The organism is Citrobacter sp. Cf125 (genome assembly GCF_030333935.1).
GTDB classification, from domain to species: Bacteria; Pseudomonadota; Gammaproteobacteria; order Enterobacterales; family Enterobacteriaceae; genus Citrobacter; species Citrobacter freundii.
The window spans coordinates 158,290-175,759 of the sequence record NZ_JAOWEY010000024.1; the positions used below are offsets into that span (position 1 = coordinate 158,290).

Below are 17,470 nucleotides of genomic sequence, written 5' to 3' on the forward strand. Positions count from 1 at the left end.
TACGTATCAATAACCCAAAAATGGATAGTTGCATTTTTAATTCGGGGTATTTCAAGAATACATTTCAGATAATTCTAAAGAATATTCTTAAATATAATGCGGTTATTTCTGAGAATAGAAAAACTGAAGACGTCAGAGGCTTATCCCGCCGACGTCATCAATTGAGGAAACTTAGTTACGGCTGAGAATACCGCGACGGTACAGATTACGCCGTATACGCGTTAAACCTGGTTTTGGTTTACGCGGTTCGTCCAGGCTTGCCAGTACAATCTCCAGCACGCGTTCAGCGACATCACGATGGCGCTGTGCCACCGCCAGTACAGGGCACTGCAGGAAGTCGAGCAGTTCATGATCACCAAAAGTCGCAATCGCTAAATCAGACGGCAACTGCCCATCACGACGCAGGGTCACATCCATCACCCCCTGCAACAGGGCAAACGACGTGGTAAACAACGCCTGAGGCATTGGGTGCGTTTCCAGCCATTTATCAAACAGCTGCGCTGCAGCTTCCCGCTCATAGCTGTTGGCGTACAGGAAATGGACTTCACGCGGATCGTCCTTCCACGCGGTACGAAAACCCTGTTCGCGCAGGAAACTGACAGATAATTCAGGAAGCGCGCCCAGATAGAGGACGGTTTCAGCAGGGAATTTGCGTAACTCTTCCGCCAGCATTTCCGCATCATCCTGATCTGCACCCACAACGCTGGTAAAATGTTCGCGATCCAGTGCACGATCCAGCGCCACAATCGGGAATGAACTGTTTGCCCAGCGTTGGTAGAACGGATGTTCAGGCGGCAAGGAAGTCGACACAATAATGGCATCGACCTGGCGCTGTAAAAGATGCTCAATACAGCGCATTTCGTTATCTGGCTGATCTTCAGAGCAGGCAATCAACAGCTGATACCCACGTTGACGCGCCTGGCGCTCCAGATAGTTTGCGATCCGGGTATAGCTCGTGTTCTCAAGATCCGGGATCACCAGCCCGATAGAACGTGTGCGTCCAGCACGCAGCCCGGCCGCCACGGCATTCGGGTGGTAATTATGCTCGCGCACCACCGCCATGACTTTTTCAACCGTTTTGTCGCTTACGCGATATTGCTTTGCTTTGCCATTAATAACGTAGCTTGCAGTCGTTCGCGAAACGCCGGCCAACCGAGCGATTTCATCCAGTTTCACAATTGCCCCTTGCGTAAAATGTACAAACCATAACCTTTGTGATGGCATGGGTTAAATTTATTAACATCTAAGCGCAGAATAATGACTCCGGCAACCGCTTTTGTCTCTGGTTACCGCTGATTTCGCAAAAAAAAGCCCAACCTGAGTCGTTGGGCTTGCGAATTAAGAACCCGATCATGATTAACGCATGATTTTATCGCCACGGGAAAGCCCCACCACGCCGGAGCGAGCAACTTCCACAATTTTAGCGACTTCACGCAGCGTTGCCAGAAACGCATCCAGCTTATCGCTGGTGCCCGCCAGTTGTACGGTGTAGATAGACGGCGTGACATCGATGATTTGCCCGCGGAAAATCTCCGTGTTGCGTTTCACTTCTTCCCGGCCATAACCGCTGGCCTGGATTTTCACCAGCATGATTTCTCGTTCAACGTGAGCGCCCTGCCCCAGCTCGCTAACGCGCAGAACATCCACCAGTTTGTGGAGCTGCTTTTCGATCTGCTCAAGGACTTTCTCATCCCCTACCGTCTGAATCGTCATCCGCGATAAGGTCGGATCGTCGGTCGGCGCGACGGTCAGGCTTTCAATGTTGTAACCACGCTGGGCGAAGAGGCCAATCACACGCGATAATGCACCTGACTCGTTTTCAAGCAATACTGATAATATCCGGCGCATAATCAGGTCCTCTCCGTTTTGCTTAACCACATTTCATCCATCCCCCCCCCACGAATCTGCATCGGGTAGACATGTTCACTACCGTCGACGGTGACATCGACAAACACCAGACGATGGTTATGCACATGTTCCAGCGCTTCGCCCAGCTTGCTCTCAAGTTCTTCAGGCCGATTAATCTGGATACCGATATGCCCATAAGCCTCAGCAAGGCGCACGAAATCGGGCAGCGACTGCATGTAAGACTGTGAGTGACGCCCGGAGTAGATCATGTCCTGCCACTGTTTGACCATGCCGAGATAACGGTTGTTAAGGTTGAGTACCAGCACCGGCAGCTCATATTGCAGCGCCGTCGACAGTTCCTGGATATTCATCTGAATGCTGCCATCCCCGGTGACGCACACTACCGTTTCATCCGGCAAAGCCATTTTCACCCCTAACGCCGCAGGTAAACCGAATCCCATAGTGCCGAGGCCGCCTGAGTTAATCCAGCGACGCGGTTTATCGAACGGATAGTAAAGTGCGGCAAACATCTGGTGTTGGCCAACGTCAGAGGTCACATACGCCTCCCCTTTCGTCAGACGCCAGATGGTTTCAATCACCGCCTGCGGCTTAATACTTTCGCTTTGCGTGTCGTATTTCAGACACTGACGGGCGCGCCAGTGCTCAATCTGTTGCCACCAGTCACGATTATCATCCAGCGGCTGCTGAGATTTCTCCTGCTCCAGCAGTTCGAGCATCTGATCCAGCACCAGGCGGGCATCCCCCACAATCGGAATATCCGCAGTAACGGTTTTGGAAATAGAGGTCGGATCGATATCGATATGCAGCACGGTCGCATTCGGACAATATTTTGCCAGGTTATTCGTCGTTCGATCGTCAAAGCGAACGCCGACAGCAAAGATCACATCGGAATGATGCATGGTCATATTGGCTTCGTAAGTACCGTGCATGCCCAACATGCCCAGCGCCTGACGATGCGTGGCCGGAAACGCGCCCAACCCCATAAGCGAGGAGACAACCGGCAGATTCAGCGCTTCAGCAATCTGAGCTAACTGCTCATGGCAAGCGGCATTGACCGCGCCACCGCCCACATAGACAACCGGTTTCTTCGCCGCGACCAGCGTCTGCAACGCCCGTTTTATCTGTCCTTTATGTCCCGTCGTCGTCGGATTATACGAGCGCATACTCACCGAGTCCGGCCAGCTATAAGGCAGTTTCTTCGCCGGATTCAGAATATCCTTCGGCAAATCCACCACCACTGGCCCCGGACGACCGCTTGCTGCCAGCCAGAAGGCTTTTTTCAGCACCTGCGGGATATCTTCCGTTTGTTTGACCAGGAAGCTATGTTTCACCACCGGGCGGGATATACCTACCATGTCGCACTCCTGGAAGGCATCGTAGCCAATCAGCGACGTTGCGACCTGTCCGGAGAGGATCACCAGCGGAATGGAATCCATGTAAGCCGTTGCGATCCCGGTAATCGCGTTGGTCGCCCCCGGCCCGGAGGTGACCAATACGACCCCCACTTCTCCCGTGGCACGCGCAAGGCCATCAGCCATATGTACCGCCGCTTGTTCATGGCGGACCAGCACATGATCAATACCGCCGACCGTATGCAGGGCATCATAAATATCGAGGACGGCCCCCCCGGGATAACCGAATACCTGCTTCACACCCTGATCGATGAGCGATCGGACGACCATCTCGGCTCCAGACAACATCTCCATGGCTTGCCTCACTCTTATAATGAATTGCGGTTTAACAACACATTAACCGCTGACGATGACGCATGGCAATTGACTCCGAAGGGGTGGCACTGGAGTAAATAAGAATAAAAAGGAGGAAAGACGCGAATAAACGGAGAATTAAACCAGCATAAGCAATCAGTATGATAAATAATCGCTTAAAAATGGGAACTTACAGCGATTACTCTATTTTTTGACACTTTTGGACAGACGTAAAAAATAGAGTTCAGCATAAAATTTCAGTTATAAAGTTAAAAGCAGAATAAACAGGATGCGCCGTCCGGTTTACTCTGCTAAATGCTACTGCTTACAAACGGAGACTAACAACTCTTCCATCCATTGATGTCCTTTATCCCGGCCTGCGGCTTCATGCCATGAAAGATAGCATGTGCGGCTGTTCAATTTTAACGGTAAAGGCAAGATCTGTAGTTCTAAAGAATCGGCAAATTCTTCTGCTAACCAACGTGGCGCAATAGAGACCAAATGCGTTTGCGACACAATATTAAGAACGCTAATTAATGCCATGCCCTGATAAGCCACGGAGGATTGTTTATCCGGTGTGTCATACCACGGTTGGCTGAATGATGCGAAGCGATCAAGTGACACCACCGCATGCTGTTCATTATAGACATTGCTTTCCAGTAAAGGACCACTAATGCGCGGATGCTTTTTACTTGCCACTAACACCATTTCGTCATTGAATAACGGAATACTGGTAAATTCAGGACGTCGGAACTCTTCATAGCTAATAACGAATTCAGTTTCCTGGTAACGTAATTGATGCTCTGTATTTTGATTGAGTGAAGATTTAAATACGACATGAATGTTTGGTGCAACTTGCTCAACCCTATTATAAATCAACGAGGTCAGAATATTATCCAATGGGCTGCATACGCAAAGATTGAATACGCGCTCGCTGCTGGCTGGCTCAAAACCCGATCCAGGCAGTTCATTCTGCACTAATTGCAATGCCTGGCGAACAGAACCAAATAGCTGGAAGGCTCTTGCTGTCGGCTGGATACCGCGTCCATAACGAACAAAAAGCTCATCATTAAACATAATTTTCAGGCGCGCAACCGCATTACTGACAGCAGGTTGCGACATCCCCAAAGTATGCGCGGCACGGGTAATGTTTTGTTCTTGCATCACCGCATCAAAGACGGTTAATAAATTAAGATCAACCATGCGAAGCTGTGGTTTCCCAATATCTATAATATTTGTTTTATCTGTTATTTTTACTTCTGGCATATTTAACTCCACTGTCACTCTAAACTCCCTTTTCCCAGACGGAGTGAAGAAATAATCTCCGTTAATATGATTTACCATACATATAAGATGAGAAAAAGAAAAAACATTAAAATTAGGAAAACATAAAGGCACAAACCTAAATGAACAAAAGACCAATGCGATCGCAGTGTGGCTGGTGTCACTGCACGGTGATTCATATGTTTAAATTTCAAAAACAATATAACCATAAGCATGGCGAATATACAATCATACGTATCGTGAATGTGTATTTAAGTTTTAATTAAATGTTTATATTATTAATACATTAAAAGTTAACATTAATTTATCAATTTTGTGGTGTCACACCACCCATAGCCATTCATAATTACTATAAAAACAGATAAATCATTAAGATATGAAATCCCAAGAGCGACTTTTCCTTCAGTTCGCCGTTACAATAAATGCAAATAACTATGCTCAAATATGTCAAACCATGAAAATTATGTACAACCATCAACTGATTAATTTTATGTACCCCGAAAAATTCAGCACAATTCGCTTAAGTTTTGCAGAAACTTTCCCCCTCTCACGAGGCATTTGCTGAGGTGAGGGTTGACATCAGTCTTCATATCCAGTACCACTAAAAGCATATCGCATTCGCCTGGAGCTTAATTGATGACTTACATTGCTCGTTTCAACGGTCTACTACTACTAAACGCATCTTCGTTGCGCGGTAGACTGGTGGACGACATTCAGCATTAAGTCAGCTCCAGTTAAGACAAAAAACCCGCGCCGTTGCGCGGGTTTTTTTATGCTCGAAGCAAGGCGCCCTAAGAAACCAAGGACCTAAACCATGAGCCAGCAAGTCATTATTTTCGATACCACCTTACGCGATGGTGAACAGGCGTTACAGGCAAGCCTGAGTGTGAAAGAAAAACTGCAGATTGCGCTGGCCCTTGAGCGTATGGGCGTTGACGTGATGGAAGTGGGTTTCCCCGTTTCTTCACCGGGCGACTTTGAGTCAGTTCAGACTATCGCTCGTCAGGTTAAAAACAGCCGCGTTTGTGCCTTAGCTCGCTGCGTAGAAAAAGATATCGACGTTGCCGCAGAATCTCTGAAAGTCGCTGAGGCTTTCCGTATTCATACGTTTATCGCCACCTCGCCGATGCACATCGCGACGAAATTACGCAGTACGCTGGATGAGGTCATTGAGCGCGCGGTCTACATGGTTAAGCGTGCGCGTAATTATACCGATGACGTGGAGTTCTCCTGCGAAGATGCAGGCCGTACCCCTATCGCCGATTTGGCTCGCGTGGTTGAAGCTGCCATTAACGCGGGAGCCAAAACCATTAACATCCCCGATACCGTCGGTTACACCATGCCTTTCGAATTTGGGGCAATCATTTCTGGCCTGTATGAACGCGTACCAAATATCGATAAAGCCATCATCTCCGTACACACCCATGATGATTTAGGTTTGGGCGTAGGCAACGCACTGGCAGCCGTTCACGCCGGAGCGCGTCAGGTGGAAGGCGCGATGAACGGTATCGGCGAACGCGCCGGTAACTGCTCACTGGAAGAAGTGATCATGGCGATCAAAGTGCGTAAAGATATCCTGAATGTACAGACCCGCATCAATCACCAGGAGATCTGGCGCACCAGTCAATTAGTCAGCCAAATCTGCAACATGCCTATTCCGGCTAACAAAGCCATTGTCGGTAGTGGTGCCTTTGCCCACTCTTCCGGCATCCATCAGGACGGCGTACTGAAAAATCGTGAAAACTACGAAATCATGACGCCTGAATCCATCGGCCTGAACCAGGTACAGCTGAACCTGACGTCCCGTTCCGGACGTGCCGCGGTGAAACACCGTATGGACGAGATGGGATATAAAGAAAATGAATACAGCCTGGACAACCTGTACGACGCATTCCTGAAACTGGCGGACAAAAAAGGTCAGGTATTTGATTACGACCTGGAAGCGCTGGCCTTCATTAATAAACAGCAGGAAGAACCGGAGCATTTCCGTCTGGATTACTTCAGCGTGCAGTCCGGCTCAAACGACATCGCCACCGCCTCCGTCAAGCTGGCCTGTGGTGAAGAAGTCAAAGCCGAAGCGGCGAACGGTAACGGTCCGGTCGATGCCATTTATCAGGCAATCAACCGTGTAACTGAGTACAACGTCGAACTGGTGAAATACAGCCTGACCGCCAAAGGGCACGGTAAAGATGCGCTGGGTCAGGTGGATATCGTTGCCAACTATAACGGTCGTCGTTTCCACGGCGTCGGTCTGGCGACAGATATCGTCGAATCTTCCGCTAAAGCAATGGTTCATGTGCTGAACAACATCTGGCGCGCCGAAGAAGTCGAAAAAGAATTGCAACGCAAAGCTCAGAACAACGAGAACAACAAGGAAACCGTGTGATGTCGACGAATTATCATATTGCTGTTTTGCCGGGTGACGGTATTGGCCCGGAAGTGATGGCGCAAGCCCTGAAGGTACTGGACGCAATCCGCAACCGCTTTAACATGCGCATTACCACCAGCCACTACGACGTGGGTGGTGCCGCTATCGATAACCACGGTCAGCCGCTGCCGCCTGCAACGGTTGAAGGCTGTGAACAAGCTGACGCCATTCTGTTTGGCTCCGTTGGCGGCCCGAAATGGGAAAATCTGCCGCCAAACCAGCAGCCAGAGCGTGGCGCGCTGCTGCCATTGCGTAAGCACTTCAAATTATTCAGCAATCTGCGCCCAGCTAAGCTCTATCAGGGTCTGGAAGCGTTTTGCCCTCTGCGCGCAGATATTGCCGCGAACGGTTTCGACATCCTGTGCGTACGCGAACTGACTGGCGGAATTTACTTCGGTCAACCAAAAGGCCGCGAAGGCAGCGGACAACATGAAAAAGCCTTTGATACCGAGGTTTATCACCGTTTCGAGATCGAACGTATTGCGCGTATCGCGTTTGAATCCGCCCGTAAACGTCGCCGTAAAGTCACGTCGATTGATAAAGCTAACGTACTGCAAACGTCTATTCTGTGGCGCGAAATCGTCAATGAAATTGCTAATGAATATCCAGACGTTGAACTGGCGCATATGTACATCGACAACGCGACAATGCAATTAATTAAAGATCCTTCCCAGTTCGACGTGCTGCTGTGTTCCAACTTGTTTGGCGACATTCTGTCTGACGAGTGCGCCATGATCACCGGTTCAATGGGCATGTTACCGTCCGCCAGCCTGAATGATCAGGGCTTCGGTTTGTACGAGCCTGCTGGCGGCTCCGCTCCTGACATCGCCGGGAAAAACATTGCCAACCCTATCGCCCAAATCCTGTCGCTGGCGCTGCTGCTGCGCTACAGCCTGGATGCCAATGATGCGGCAACCGCAATTGAGAGCGCCATCAACCGCGCATTAGAAGAAGGCATCCGCACCGGTGACTTAGCCCGTGGCGCTGCCGCAGTCAGTACCGATGAAATGGGCGACATCATTGCCCGTTACGTCGCAGAAGGGGTGTAATCATGGCCAAAACGTTATACGAAAAATTGTTTGATGCGCACGTCGTCTTTGAAGCGCAAAACGAAACCCCGCTGTTGTACATCGACAGACATCTGGTGCATGAAGTGACCTCTCCGCAAGCGTTTGATGGCCTGCGCGCGCATGGCCGTCAGGTACGCCAGCCGGGTAAAACCTTTGCCACCATGGATCACAACGTCTCTACCCAGACCAAAGACATCAACGCGTCGGGTGAGATGGCACGCATCCAGATGCAAGAGCTGATTAAGAACTGTAACGAATTTGGCGTCGAGCTGTATGACCTGAACCATCCGTATCAGGGTATCGTTCACGTGATGGGGCCAGAACAAGGCGTGACGTTGCCGGGTATGACCATCGTCTGCGGCGATTCCCACACCGCTACACACGGCGCGTTCGGCGCGCTGGCGTTTGGTATTGGCACCTCTGAAGTTGAACACGTTCTGGCGACGCAGACCCTGAAACAGGGGCGCGCCAAAACCATGAAGATTGAAGTCAACGGTAAAGCAGCCCCTGGCATTACCGCCAAAGATATTGTGCTGGCGATTATCGGTAAAACCGGTAGTGCAGGCGGTACCGGACACGTAGTTGAGTTTTGTGGCGAAGCCATCCGCGCGCTGAGCATGGAAGGCCGCATGACCCTGTGCAACATGGCGATCGAATTGGGCGCAAAAGCGGGCCTGGTCGCGCCAGACCAGACCACCTTCAACTATGTCGAAGGCCGTCTGCATGCACCGAAAGGCAAAGACTTTGACGACGCGGTCGCCTACTGGAAAACCCTGCAAACGGATGAAGGCGCCACTTTCGACAGCATCATCACCCTGCAAGCGGAAGAGATTGCGCCGCAGGTCACCTGGGGAACAAACCCGGGTCAGGTCATTTCGGTGAACGATAATATTCCCGACCCGGCATCCTTTGCCGATCCCGTTGAGCGCGCATCGGCTGAAAAAGCGCTGGCGTATATGGGGCTGAAGCCAGGTATTCCGTTAACGGAAGTGGCTATCGATAAAGTGTTCATCGGTTCCTGCACCAACTCGCGTATTGAAGATTTACGCGCCGCGGCGGAAATCGCCAAAGGACGTAAAGTTGCGCCAGGCGTACAGGCACTGGTGGTGCCGGGCTCTGGCCCGGTGAAAGCGCAGGCGGAAGCAGAAGGTCTGGACAAGATCTTTATCGAAGCAGGATTCGAATGGCGTTTACCAGGCTGTTCCATGTGTCTGGCCATGAACAATGACCGCCTGAATCCGGGCGAGCGCTGCGCATCCACCAGCAACCGTAATTTTGAAGGCCGTCAGGGCCGCGGTGGTCGCACGCATTTAGTCAGCCCGGCCATGGCCGCCGCTGCCGCCGTTACCGGTCATTTTGCCGACATTCGCAGCATCAAATAAGGAAACTACCATGGCAGAGAAATTTACCCAGCATACCGGCCTGGTTGTCCCACTGGATGCCGCCAACGTTGATACCGACGCAATCATTCCCAAACAGTTTTTGCAGAAGGTTACGCGTACCGGTTTTGGCGCTCATCTGTTTAACGACTGGCGTTTTCTGGACGAAAAAGGGCAACAGCCAAATCCTGAGTTCGTTTTGAACTTCCCGGAATATAAAGGGGCATCAATTCTGCTGGCGCGCGAAAACTTCGGCTGCGGTTCGTCACGCGAACATGCGCCGTGGGCGTTGACCGATTACGGTTTTAAAGTGGTGATTGCCCCAAGCTTCGCCGACATCTTCTACGGCAACAGTTTCAATAACCAACTGCTGCCGGTGACTCTGAGCGACGCGCAGGTAGATGAAATGTTTACCCTGGTGAAAGCCAATCCGGGCATTAAATTTGAAGTGGATCTGGAAGCGCAGGTGGTGAAAGCGGGCGATAAGTCCTACAGCTTTAAAATCGACGACTTCCGCCGCCACTGCATGCTGAACGGTCTGGACGGCATCGGGCTGACGCTGCAGCATGAAGCGGCCATCACCGAGTACGAAGACAAGCAGCCAGCGTTTATGCAGTAATCTCTCCCGCTGGTCACCGCACGGTGGCCAGCCTCTACTCTTCGCCTACAGCGTATCGCCGTAATAGATTTGGTAGCCAAGATTAACGCTGCCCGGCGCATCCTTCCCGCCAAGACGTTTAATCAAAATATCCGCCGCCGTTTTGCCAATCTCAAAGCGTGGTGTAATCACGCTGGCGATTTTTTGCAGCCGCGCACGGCCAATTTCCAGCCCGTGGAAACCGGCAATCGCCATTTTTCCCGGCACATCGTACTGCTGTGCCTGACACTCCAGCAGCACGCCAACCGCCAGGTCATCGTTGGTACAGAAAATAGCGTCAATATCCGGCTTTTCCGCCATCGCCTGCTGGAACATTTTGCGCCCCAGCGCTACCGACGAAATCGTTTTTGGCGCCAGGTGATACGCCTCCAGCCCCTGCGCAGCCAGCGCATTCTCGGTACCTCGGTAACGACTCAAATCGCGAGGGTCGTCCATTGATCCAAAGAACGCAATGTGACGTTTTCCACTGTCGATAAACGCCTGGGTCATCTCGAAGGCCGCTTTTTCGTTATCGAAACCGACCTGTATATCCAGATACTGGCCGCTAATATCCATCAGTTCCGCCACAGGTACGCCGCTGGCGCGCACGTACTGGATCATCCGCTCGGTATGCAGCTTTCCCGTGAGGATCAGGCCGTCGATATTGTAAGAGAGCAGATTCAGAACCTCGCGTTCTTCACGCTCGGCGTCATATTCGTAGTTGGCGATCAGCGTCTGGTACTGGCAAGCCGAGGTGACGGATTCAATTCCCGCCAGCACGTCGGCAAAGATCTGATTACGAAACGAGGGGATCAGCACACCAATAGTTTTGCTACGTGCGTTGAGCAGAATTTCCGGAGCGCGGTTAGGAATGTAGTTGTTCTCTTCCATGATTTTCGAAATCAATTCACGGCTGCGTTGCGACACCTGATTCGGGTCACGCAGATAACGGCTGACCGTCATCTTATTCAGACCGGCCAGATTAGCGATATCCTGTAATGTCATCCGATTGTTTTTCATGAGGTTCTCTACGACCAACATCCCATTATGCTCGCAGAGAACCTTATCACAGCCGGTTAGCGACTGCACTCCTCGCTCAACCTTAACGCGTTACCATCTCAGCCGACGGCGACATGGTTTCATTTTGCGCACGAACGCAGTACATCAGCACCACCGATGACAGCAGAGCAATCGCCATGAAGGTGTAGGAGACGCCCGGCCCGCCGGTCACGCCGTTGAGGTAACCCACCAGCCACGCGCCGAGGAATGCCCCTAACGCGCCAAAACTGTTGATCATTCCCATCGACACGCCGGAGACGTTGCGCGGCAGCAGTTCGGGGATCAGCGCAAAGAACGGTCCGTAAGGCGCATACATACAGGCGGCGGCCACGACCAGCAGCGCGTAAGAGAGCCAGAAGGACTGGTTGCCCAGCATCCACGAGGCAAAGAACGCAATGGCAGCAATCAGCAGCAGCGGCCAGATAAACAGCTTACGGTTCTGGTATTTATCGGACAGCCAGGAAACCGTCAGCATCAGGCAGATCGCCGCCAGATACGGCACTGCCGCCAGCCAGCCCACCGCCACAATATCCATCTGCGCCGCGTTTTTCAGAATCGACGGCATCCACATCATGAAGCCATACACCCCGATGCTCCACAGCGCATGCACCGCGCAAAGCATAATGACGCTGCGTGAACGCATCGCTTCACCGTAGTTGCGCATCGGTTTGATGTCCCGCTGCTCGCGGTCCATCGCCTGCTGTAACGCCTGCTTCTCCTGCTCGCTCAACCAACCCGCATCCGCCGGTTTGTCGCGCACCAGAATCACCCAGCAGAAAGCCCAGATCACCGCAGGAATACCTTCAATGATAAACATTTCGCGCCAGCCCCAGGCTTCAATCAGGTAGCCAGAGACAATCGACATCCACAGCACTGTGACCGGGTTACCGAGAATTAAAAAGGTGTTGGCGCGCGAGCGTTCAGTTTTGGTAAACCAGTTGCTGATATAAATCAGCATCGCGGGCATCACCGCCGCTTCGACGATGCCGAGAATAAAGCGGATCGCCATCAGCGTTGGGATATTGCTGACAAACCCGGTCGCCGCGGCACAAAGCCCCCAGAGGATCAGGCTGTAAAAAATCATTTTACGGACGCTATGTTTAACGGCATACATGGCGCCAGGCACCTGGAAAAAGAAATATCCCAGGAAAAAGAGCGCGCCAATCAGCGAGGCCGTGCCCTGGGTGATCCCTAAATCGTGTTCGATACCAGCGGCAGCGGCAAAGCCGTAATTGGCGCGGTCGAGATAAGCTAAGCTGTAGGTAATAAAAATAATCGGCATTAAATACCACCAGCGACGCGCTGGCAGTTTTGCGAGCATATTCATACTCACTCCTTGGATTATCATTAAAGGATGAGGTTGCTTCCCGCGGCCTCGTTAGCGATCAAACAGCGGCCAGCATGCCGCCGTCTACAAACAGAAGATGCCCATTCACAAAGTCAGAGGCGGGCGCAGCGAGATAAACCGCCGCGCCGATCAACTCTTCCGGGTTACCCCAGCGAGCAGCGGGCGTGCGCTGGAACAGCCAGGCGGAGAATGCTTCATCGTTGACCAGCGCGGTGGTCATGTCGGTAGCGAAATAGCCGGGAGCAATGCCGTTGACCTGAATATTGTATTCCGCCAGTTCCACGCACATGCCACGGGTTAACATTTTGACCGCGCCTTTTGACGCCGCGTAGGGGGTAATGGTTTTACGACCTAATTCGCTTTGCATTGAGCAGATATTAATAATCTTCCCGCGGCGGCGTTGCACCATGTAGCGGGAAACCTGTTGCGATACCAGAAAGACCGATTTCTGGTTTACATCAATCACTTTGTCCCATTCAGCCTCCGGGAATTCGGTGAAGGGATAACGACGCTGGATTCCGGCATTGTTAATTAAAATATCAATGGCCCCAACGTCCTTTTCAATTTGCGCGATGGCGCACGCCACCTCTTCCCCGTTGGTAACATCAAATCCATAGCCAACAGCGCGATAGCCTTCGGTCACCAGTTTGTCCGCCGCCACCTGAGCACGCAGTTGGGTAATGTCGTTAATAACAATCTCAGCACCGTGCGCCGCCAGACCGCTGGCCAGCAGGTTACCAATGCCCTGAGCGGAACCGGTAATCAGCGCGCGTTTACCTGTCAGGTCGAATAGGTTTTTCATAAAAAACTCCTTTTTTGATAACTGTTACGCGTAACTGTATACGCGTAACAGTAGAAAAAAGAAGATCCAGGAAGAGGAAAATGATCGTTATGTGATCAACGTTACATTTACGTGCAAGATAAAAAAAGAGGGATAGGCCTGATAAGCGTAACGCGTTCAGGCCGTAGGGACAGGTTGCCTGATGGCGGCGTAAACGCCTTATCCGGCCTACAAAAACGACAAAAACTAATGCAAAATATCGCCAGTCCGGGCACTGCGACGCCAGGACTGCGCCGGACTAAACGTCCTTCACCCGCCCGGTCATCCACAGCGTAACCACCGCAATCACCGCAATCACCCAATAGACGGCATAGTGACCGTAGCTTTGCGCAACTGCCCCCTGAATCACCCCTGCCAGAATGACTCCCGTTGAAATACTGTTGGTAAATAATGTGGTCGCTGACCCCGCACGTCCGGGCATCAGATCCTGAAACCACAGCATGCCTATCCCGGCGATAATACCGATAAATACCGCGTTAAACAGTTGCAGCACCAGCAGCGCCGTACGGCTGTGAAAGAAGATCAAACCAATATAAAACAGCACGCCTGCCGCTACGGCCGCGATCATCATTCGCCGTTTACCAAAGCGCTTCACGTAATAGCCTGCCAGAATCATCGCCGGAATTTCCAGCCCAGCCGCCGTCCCCATCAGGATCCCAGCCAGCTTGTCCGGCAAGCCCAGTTCAAGACTTATCCACAGTGGCATATCAATGATGTACATGGTGTTGCAGGTCCACATCAGCGTGGAGGCAATAAACAACATACGCACATTTTTGTCCTGCCAACCGCCGGTCTGTTCCAGCGGCACGTCTACAGGCTGCTCCACCCGCGCGACAGACGGCAGTATCAGCGCAATCAGCACCAGGCTAATGGCAAAAATACCTGCGGCAATGGAAAACATCGCCGTAAAGCCGTAATTCAGCGCCAGCATGAATGCCAGTGGCGGTCCTATCACCCAGGCCAACGAAAGCTGCGCACGCATCACCGAGCTAAACATCACCACTTCACGCGCGGAGTTATCAGCATATTCTCGCGCCAGCGCAAACAGCTGCGGCATGGCGGTGTTCGCCAGCGAGGCCAGCAGCACACCGCAGGTGATCAGCGTGAGATAGTGGCGATTAAAGGCAAACAGCAGCGCATTGCCAATCGCCATCAGGCAGCAAAACATGATCAGCTTGCGCCGATCGCCCTGGCTGTCGGATCGTTTCGCCAGGCCAAGGCTGACGACGATCCCGACAATCGCATTGACGGTGTAAAACAGCCCGACCCAAAATGGCTGCGCCCCGACTTCACGGCTCAGGAACAGACTCAGGGTGGGTGCCTGCAATGCCCCCGCCACGCCCATCATAAAAGCGACCAGCATAAATGCCGCGTAAACGCCGTTGAGGCGCCGTCCCATGGTCATAATCCAGAGCATATCTTTCCTTTTAAGCGCAGCTGAAACGAAAAAAGCCAGCAGATAATACCTGCTGGCGGGTGAACGAGGCTGTATCCTGCCATTATATCTGGCATCGACGCTGGGTAAAAAACGCATAATCCAGGCGGAGGGCGCTGGGTATAGAAATCTATTCCCAAGCCTGACAACGCAGAGTATGCGTTTTTTACACGCGTCCCGGAGGGCTGGGGCCATTTTTTCACATAGCTGTGTTGCTCACACCTTATTTGGTTCACCAAATTTCACTGTTCGCGCCTTGCCATGTGAAAAAATAGCCACCAGCGATGCTCAGATATAATGGCAGGATACAGCCTGCACCAATACTCAGTCACACATGATGTCTGCAATTTCCAATTCAGGAGTCAGATGTCATCTCCCACTGCATCAGCTCTTCGAGCATCTTTAAGCGCTGCGGTGCGCTCAGGCAAGCCAACCAGGACGATTTTTCCGTCGTGGTAAAGTACTTCAACCAGAACTGACGCATAGATGACCCCTTCGTTGTCTCATCGCTTCATCGGAATCTATTATTGGCTTAATATAGGGATTATAAAATTGCTGAGTTTTCCGCAGGAGTTCCCCTTTTATGTCTTCTGGTCGTTTGCAACAACAGTTCATCCGTCTGTGGCAATGCTGTGACGGCAAAACGCAAGACACGACGCTCAACGAGCTGGCGGATCTGCTGAGCTGCTCGCGCCGCCATATGCGTACGCTGCTTAATACCATGCAGGATCGCGGCTGGTTAACGTGGGAAGCTGAAGTTGGACGAGGTAAACGCTCGCGCCTGACATTCCTCTATACCGGGCTGGCGCTCCAGCAGCAGCGCGCGGAAGACCTATTGGAACAGGATCGCATCGATCAACTGGTGCAACTGGTCGGTGACAAAACGGCCGTACGGCAAATGCTGGTCTCCCATCTGGGTCGCAGCTTTCGCCAGGGTCGGCATATCATGCGCGTTCTCTATTACCGCCCCATGCACAACCTGCTCCCCGGCACGGCATTACGCCGCTCCGAAACCCATATCGCCCGGCAAATCTTCAGCGCCTTAATTCGGGTAAATGAGGAAAATGGGGAACTGGAAGCGGACATTGCCCATCACTGGCAGCAAATTTCACCTTTACACTGGCGATTCTTCCTGCGTCCGGGGATCCATTTTCATCATGGCCGCGAGCTGGAAATGGCAGATGTTATCGCCTCACTGATGCGCATTAACAGCCTGCCGCTGTACTCACACATCACGCAGATCGTCTCTCCCACGGCCTGGACGCTGGATATCCATCTGGCCCAGCCAGACCGCTGGCTTCCCTGGCTATTGGGGCAGGTCCCCGCCATGATCCTGCCGCGAGAATGGGAAACGCTAAACAACTTCTCCAGTCACCCGATTGGTACCGGTCCGTATGCGGTAATACGAAACACCAATAACCAACTGAAAATTCATGCATTTGATGATTACTTTGGCTACAGGGCCCTGATCGATGAAGTTAACGTTTGGGTATTACCTGACATCGGAGAAGAACCTGGCGGCGGGTTGACGCTAAAAGGTCCCACAGAGGATGAAAAGGCGATCGAAAGCCGCCTCGAAGAAGGTTGCTACTACCTGCTGTTTGATGCGCGTAGCCACCGTGGCACTAACCAGGAGGTCCGTGAATGGGTAAGCCGCATTCTCTCGCCAACGAATTTAATCTGCCACGCCGACGAACAGTACCAGCGACTGTGGTTTCCCGCGTATGGTTTACTCCCCCGCTGGCATCACGCAAAACCCGGCCATGGTGAAAAACCCGCCGGGCTGGAAACGCTGACTATCACTTACTATCGCGATCACATCGAACACCGGATTATCGCGCAGATCATGAAGACATTGCTCGCGCAGCATCAGGTGCAGTTGAATATTCAGGAGATCGACTACGATCAATGGCATGCAGGTGAAATCGTCAGCGATATCTGGCTCAACAGCGCCAACTTTACCCTACCGCTCGACTTCTCACTGTTCGCCCATTTGTGCGAAGTCCCGTTGCTGCAAAACTGTATCTCGCGGGACTGGGAAAACGATGCGGCTCGCTGGCGAACGGGCGAAATGAGCCTGGCAGCATGGTGCCAACAGCTGCTCGCCACAAAGGCCATTGTGCCATTAATCCACCACTGGCTGATCATTCAGGGACAGCGCAGTATGCGCGGGCTGCGCATGAATACCCTCGGCTGGTTTGATTTTAAATCGGCGTGGTTTGCTCCGCCGGATCCTTAATTGCTGCTAAGCAACAAAATCATTACACTAACGCCGTTCTCAACGGGGTGCTAAATAAAAACATACACAAAATCATTCGATCTGCGTATGGGCTGAGAGATACCCGTCGAACCTGATCCGGATAATGCCGGCGAAGGGATTTGAGGCTTATCTCAAGTCCTTTGCCACCCAACTC

The 17,470-nt window shown here is 52.0% G+C and carries 15 protein-coding genes and 1 riboswitch; of the genes, 6 read left to right on the forward strand and 9 right to left on the reverse strand.

What is annotated here, in order from left to right:
- Positions 1-171: 171 nt before the first annotated feature.
- The 4 genes from cra to leuO all read right to left on the reverse strand — a co-directional run bounded on the left by cra (position 172) and on the right by leuO (position 4,841).
- A complete protein-coding gene (gene cra / locus OGV89_RS15060; RefSeq protein WP_003018794.1) occupies positions 172-1,176 on the reverse strand; it encodes a catabolite repressor/activator in 1,005 nt (334 codons plus the stop codon).
- A 180-nt stretch (positions 1,177-1,356) separates the two neighbouring features.
- Positions 1,357-1,848 carry an acetolactate synthase small subunit gene (gene ilvN, locus OGV89_RS15065; RefSeq protein WP_003829566.1) on the reverse strand — a complete coding sequence of 164 codons (492 nt, stop codon included), beginning with the start codon at positions 1,846-1,848 and terminating at the stop codon, positions 1,357-1,359.
- A gap of 2 nt (positions 1,849-1,850) precedes the next feature.
- Entirely contained in the window at positions 1,851-3,575 is a 1,725-nt protein-coding gene (gene ilvI, locus OGV89_RS15070; RefSeq protein WP_174500997.1) for an acetolactate synthase 3 large subunit, read from the reverse strand.
- 318 nt (positions 3,576-3,893) lie between these two features.
- Positions 3,894-4,841 carry a transcriptional regulator LeuO gene (gene leuO, locus OGV89_RS15075; RefSeq protein WP_003837423.1) on the reverse strand — a complete coding sequence of 316 codons (948 nt, stop codon included), beginning with the start codon at positions 4,839-4,841 and terminating at the stop codon, positions 3,894-3,896.
- Positions 4,842-5,495: 654 nt separating this feature from the next.
- Here leuO and leuL point away from each other — a divergent pair.
- The 5 genes from leuL to leuD all read left to right on the forward strand — a co-directional run bounded on the left by leuL (position 5,496) and on the right by leuD (position 10,355).
- Positions 5,496-5,582, forward strand: a complete 87-nt coding sequence (gene leuL / locus OGV89_RS15080; RefSeq protein WP_048998978.1) for a leu operon leader peptide — start codon at positions 5,496-5,498, stop codon at positions 5,580-5,582.
- Positions 5,583-5,673: 91 nt separating this feature from the next.
- A complete protein-coding gene (gene leuA / locus OGV89_RS15085; RefSeq protein ID WP_003837421.1) occupies positions 5,674-7,245 on the forward strand; it encodes a 2-isopropylmalate synthase in 1,572 nt (523 codons plus the stop codon).
- A complete protein-coding gene (gene leuB, locus OGV89_RS15090) occupies positions 7,245-8,336 on the forward strand; it encodes a 3-isopropylmalate dehydrogenase (RefSeq protein WP_286549033.1) in 1,092 nt (363 codons plus the stop codon). Before leuA ends, leuB begins: the two co-directional genes overlap by 1 nt.
- 2 nt (positions 8,337-8,338) lie before the next feature.
- Positions 8,339-9,739 (forward strand): 3-isopropylmalate dehydratase large subunit, encoded by a 1,401-nt coding sequence (gene leuC / locus OGV89_RS15095; RefSeq protein WP_086538719.1) that lies wholly within the window; start codon positions 8,339-8,341, stop codon positions 9,737-9,739.
- A gap of 10 nt (positions 9,740-9,749) precedes the next feature.
- Complete coding sequence (leuD, locus tag OGV89_RS15100) at positions 9,750-10,355, forward strand: 3-isopropylmalate dehydratase small subunit (RefSeq protein ID WP_286558875.1); 606 nt, start codon at positions 9,750-9,752, stop codon at positions 10,353-10,355.
- Between the two features lie 45 nt (positions 10,356-10,400).
- Here the strand turns inward: leuD and idnR are convergent, their stop codons facing one another.
- From idnR to sgrT, 5 genes are all read right to left on the reverse strand, one after another.
- Positions 10,401-11,393, reverse strand: a complete 993-nt coding sequence (gene idnR / locus OGV89_RS15105; RefSeq protein WP_044699207.1) for a DNA-binding transcriptional regulator IdnR — start codon at positions 11,391-11,393, stop codon at positions 10,401-10,403.
- Positions 11,394-11,475: 82 nt separating this feature from the next.
- Positions 11,476-12,759, reverse strand: a complete 1,284-nt coding sequence (locus OGV89_RS15110) for an MFS transporter (protein ID WP_003845721.1) — start codon at positions 12,757-12,759, stop codon at positions 11,476-11,478.
- 58 nt (positions 12,760-12,817) lie between these two features.
- On the reverse strand, positions 12,818-13,582 hold the full coding sequence (gene idnO / locus OGV89_RS15115; protein ID WP_003845719.1) for a gluconate 5-dehydrogenase: 765 nt from the start codon (positions 13,580-13,582) through the stop codon (positions 12,818-12,820).
- A gap of 277 nt (positions 13,583-13,859) precedes the next feature.
- Positions 13,860-15,038, reverse strand: coding sequence for a sugar efflux transporter (locus tag OGV89_RS15120; RefSeq protein WP_048219722.1), 1,179 nt, complete (start codon positions 15,036-15,038; stop codon positions 13,860-13,862).
- Between the two features lie 373 nt (positions 15,039-15,411).
- On the reverse strand, positions 15,412-15,540 hold the full coding sequence (gene sgrT, locus OGV89_RS15125; protein ID WP_003018817.1) for a glucose uptake inhibitor SgrT: 129 nt from the start codon (positions 15,538-15,540) through the stop codon (positions 15,412-15,414).
- A gap of 99 nt (positions 15,541-15,639) precedes the next feature.
- On the opposite strand from sgrT, the gene sgrR reads away from it, so the two are divergent.
- Positions 15,640-17,295: an HTH-type transcriptional regulator SgrR gene (gene sgrR, locus OGV89_RS15130; RefSeq protein WP_003837406.1), complete on the forward strand. Its 1,656-nt coding sequence runs from the start codon at positions 15,640-15,642 to the stop codon at positions 17,293-17,295.
- A gap of 33 nt (positions 17,296-17,328) precedes the next feature.
- Positions 17,329-17,452, forward strand: a riboswitch (TPP riboswitch).
- Positions 17,453-17,470: the final 18 nt, after the last annotated feature.

What these genes read in the sequence shown, in the direction of transcription:
- leuL (WP_048998978.1), top strand. Translation starts at nt 5,496, where the DNA reads ATGACTTACATTGCTCGTTTCAACGGTCTACTACTACTAAACGCATCT.
- sgrT (WP_003018817.1), bottom strand. Translation starts at nt 15,540, where the DNA reads ATGCGTCAGTTCTGGTTGAAGTACTTTACCACGACGGAAAAATCGTCC.
- leuA (WP_003837421.1), top strand. Translation starts at nt 5,674, where the DNA reads ATGAGCCAGCAAGTCATTATTTTCGATACCACCTTACGCGATGGTGAA.
- ilvI (WP_174500997.1), bottom strand. Translation starts at nt 3,575, where the DNA reads ATGGAGATGTTGTCTGGAGCCGAGATGGTCGTCCGATCGCTCATCGAT.
- OGV89_RS15120 (WP_048219722.1), bottom strand. Translation starts at nt 15,038, where the DNA reads ATGCTCTGGATTATGACCATGGGACGGCGCCTCAACGGCGTTTACGCG.
- OGV89_RS15110 (WP_003845721.1), bottom strand. Translation starts at nt 12,759, where the DNA reads ATGAATATGCTCGCAAAACTGCCAGCGCGTCGCTGGTGGTATTTAATG.
- leuB (WP_286549033.1), top strand. Translation starts at nt 7,245, where the DNA reads ATGTCGACGAATTATCATATTGCTGTTTTGCCGGGTGACGGTATTGGC.
- leuD (WP_286558875.1), top strand. Translation starts at nt 9,750, where the DNA reads ATGGCAGAGAAATTTACCCAGCATACCGGCCTGGTTGTCCCACTGGAT.
- leuO (WP_003837423.1), bottom strand. Translation starts at nt 4,841, where the DNA reads ATGCCAGAAGTAAAAATAACAGATAAAACAAATATTATAGATATTGGG.
- ilvN (WP_003829566.1), bottom strand. Translation starts at nt 1,848, where the DNA reads ATGCGCCGGATATTATCAGTATTGCTTGAAAACGAGTCAGGTGCATTA.
- idnO (WP_003845719.1), bottom strand. Translation starts at nt 13,582, where the DNA reads ATGAAAAACCTATTCGACCTGACAGGTAAACGCGCGCTGATTACCGGT.
- idnR (WP_044699207.1), bottom strand. Translation starts at nt 11,393, where the DNA reads ATGAAAAACAATCGGATGACATTACAGGATATCGCTAATCTGGCCGGT.
- leuC (WP_086538719.1), top strand. Translation starts at nt 8,339, where the DNA reads ATGGCCAAAACGTTATACGAAAAATTGTTTGATGCGCACGTCGTCTTT.
- sgrR (WP_003837406.1), top strand. Translation starts at nt 15,640, where the DNA reads ATGTCTTCTGGTCGTTTGCAACAACAGTTCATCCGTCTGTGGCAATGC.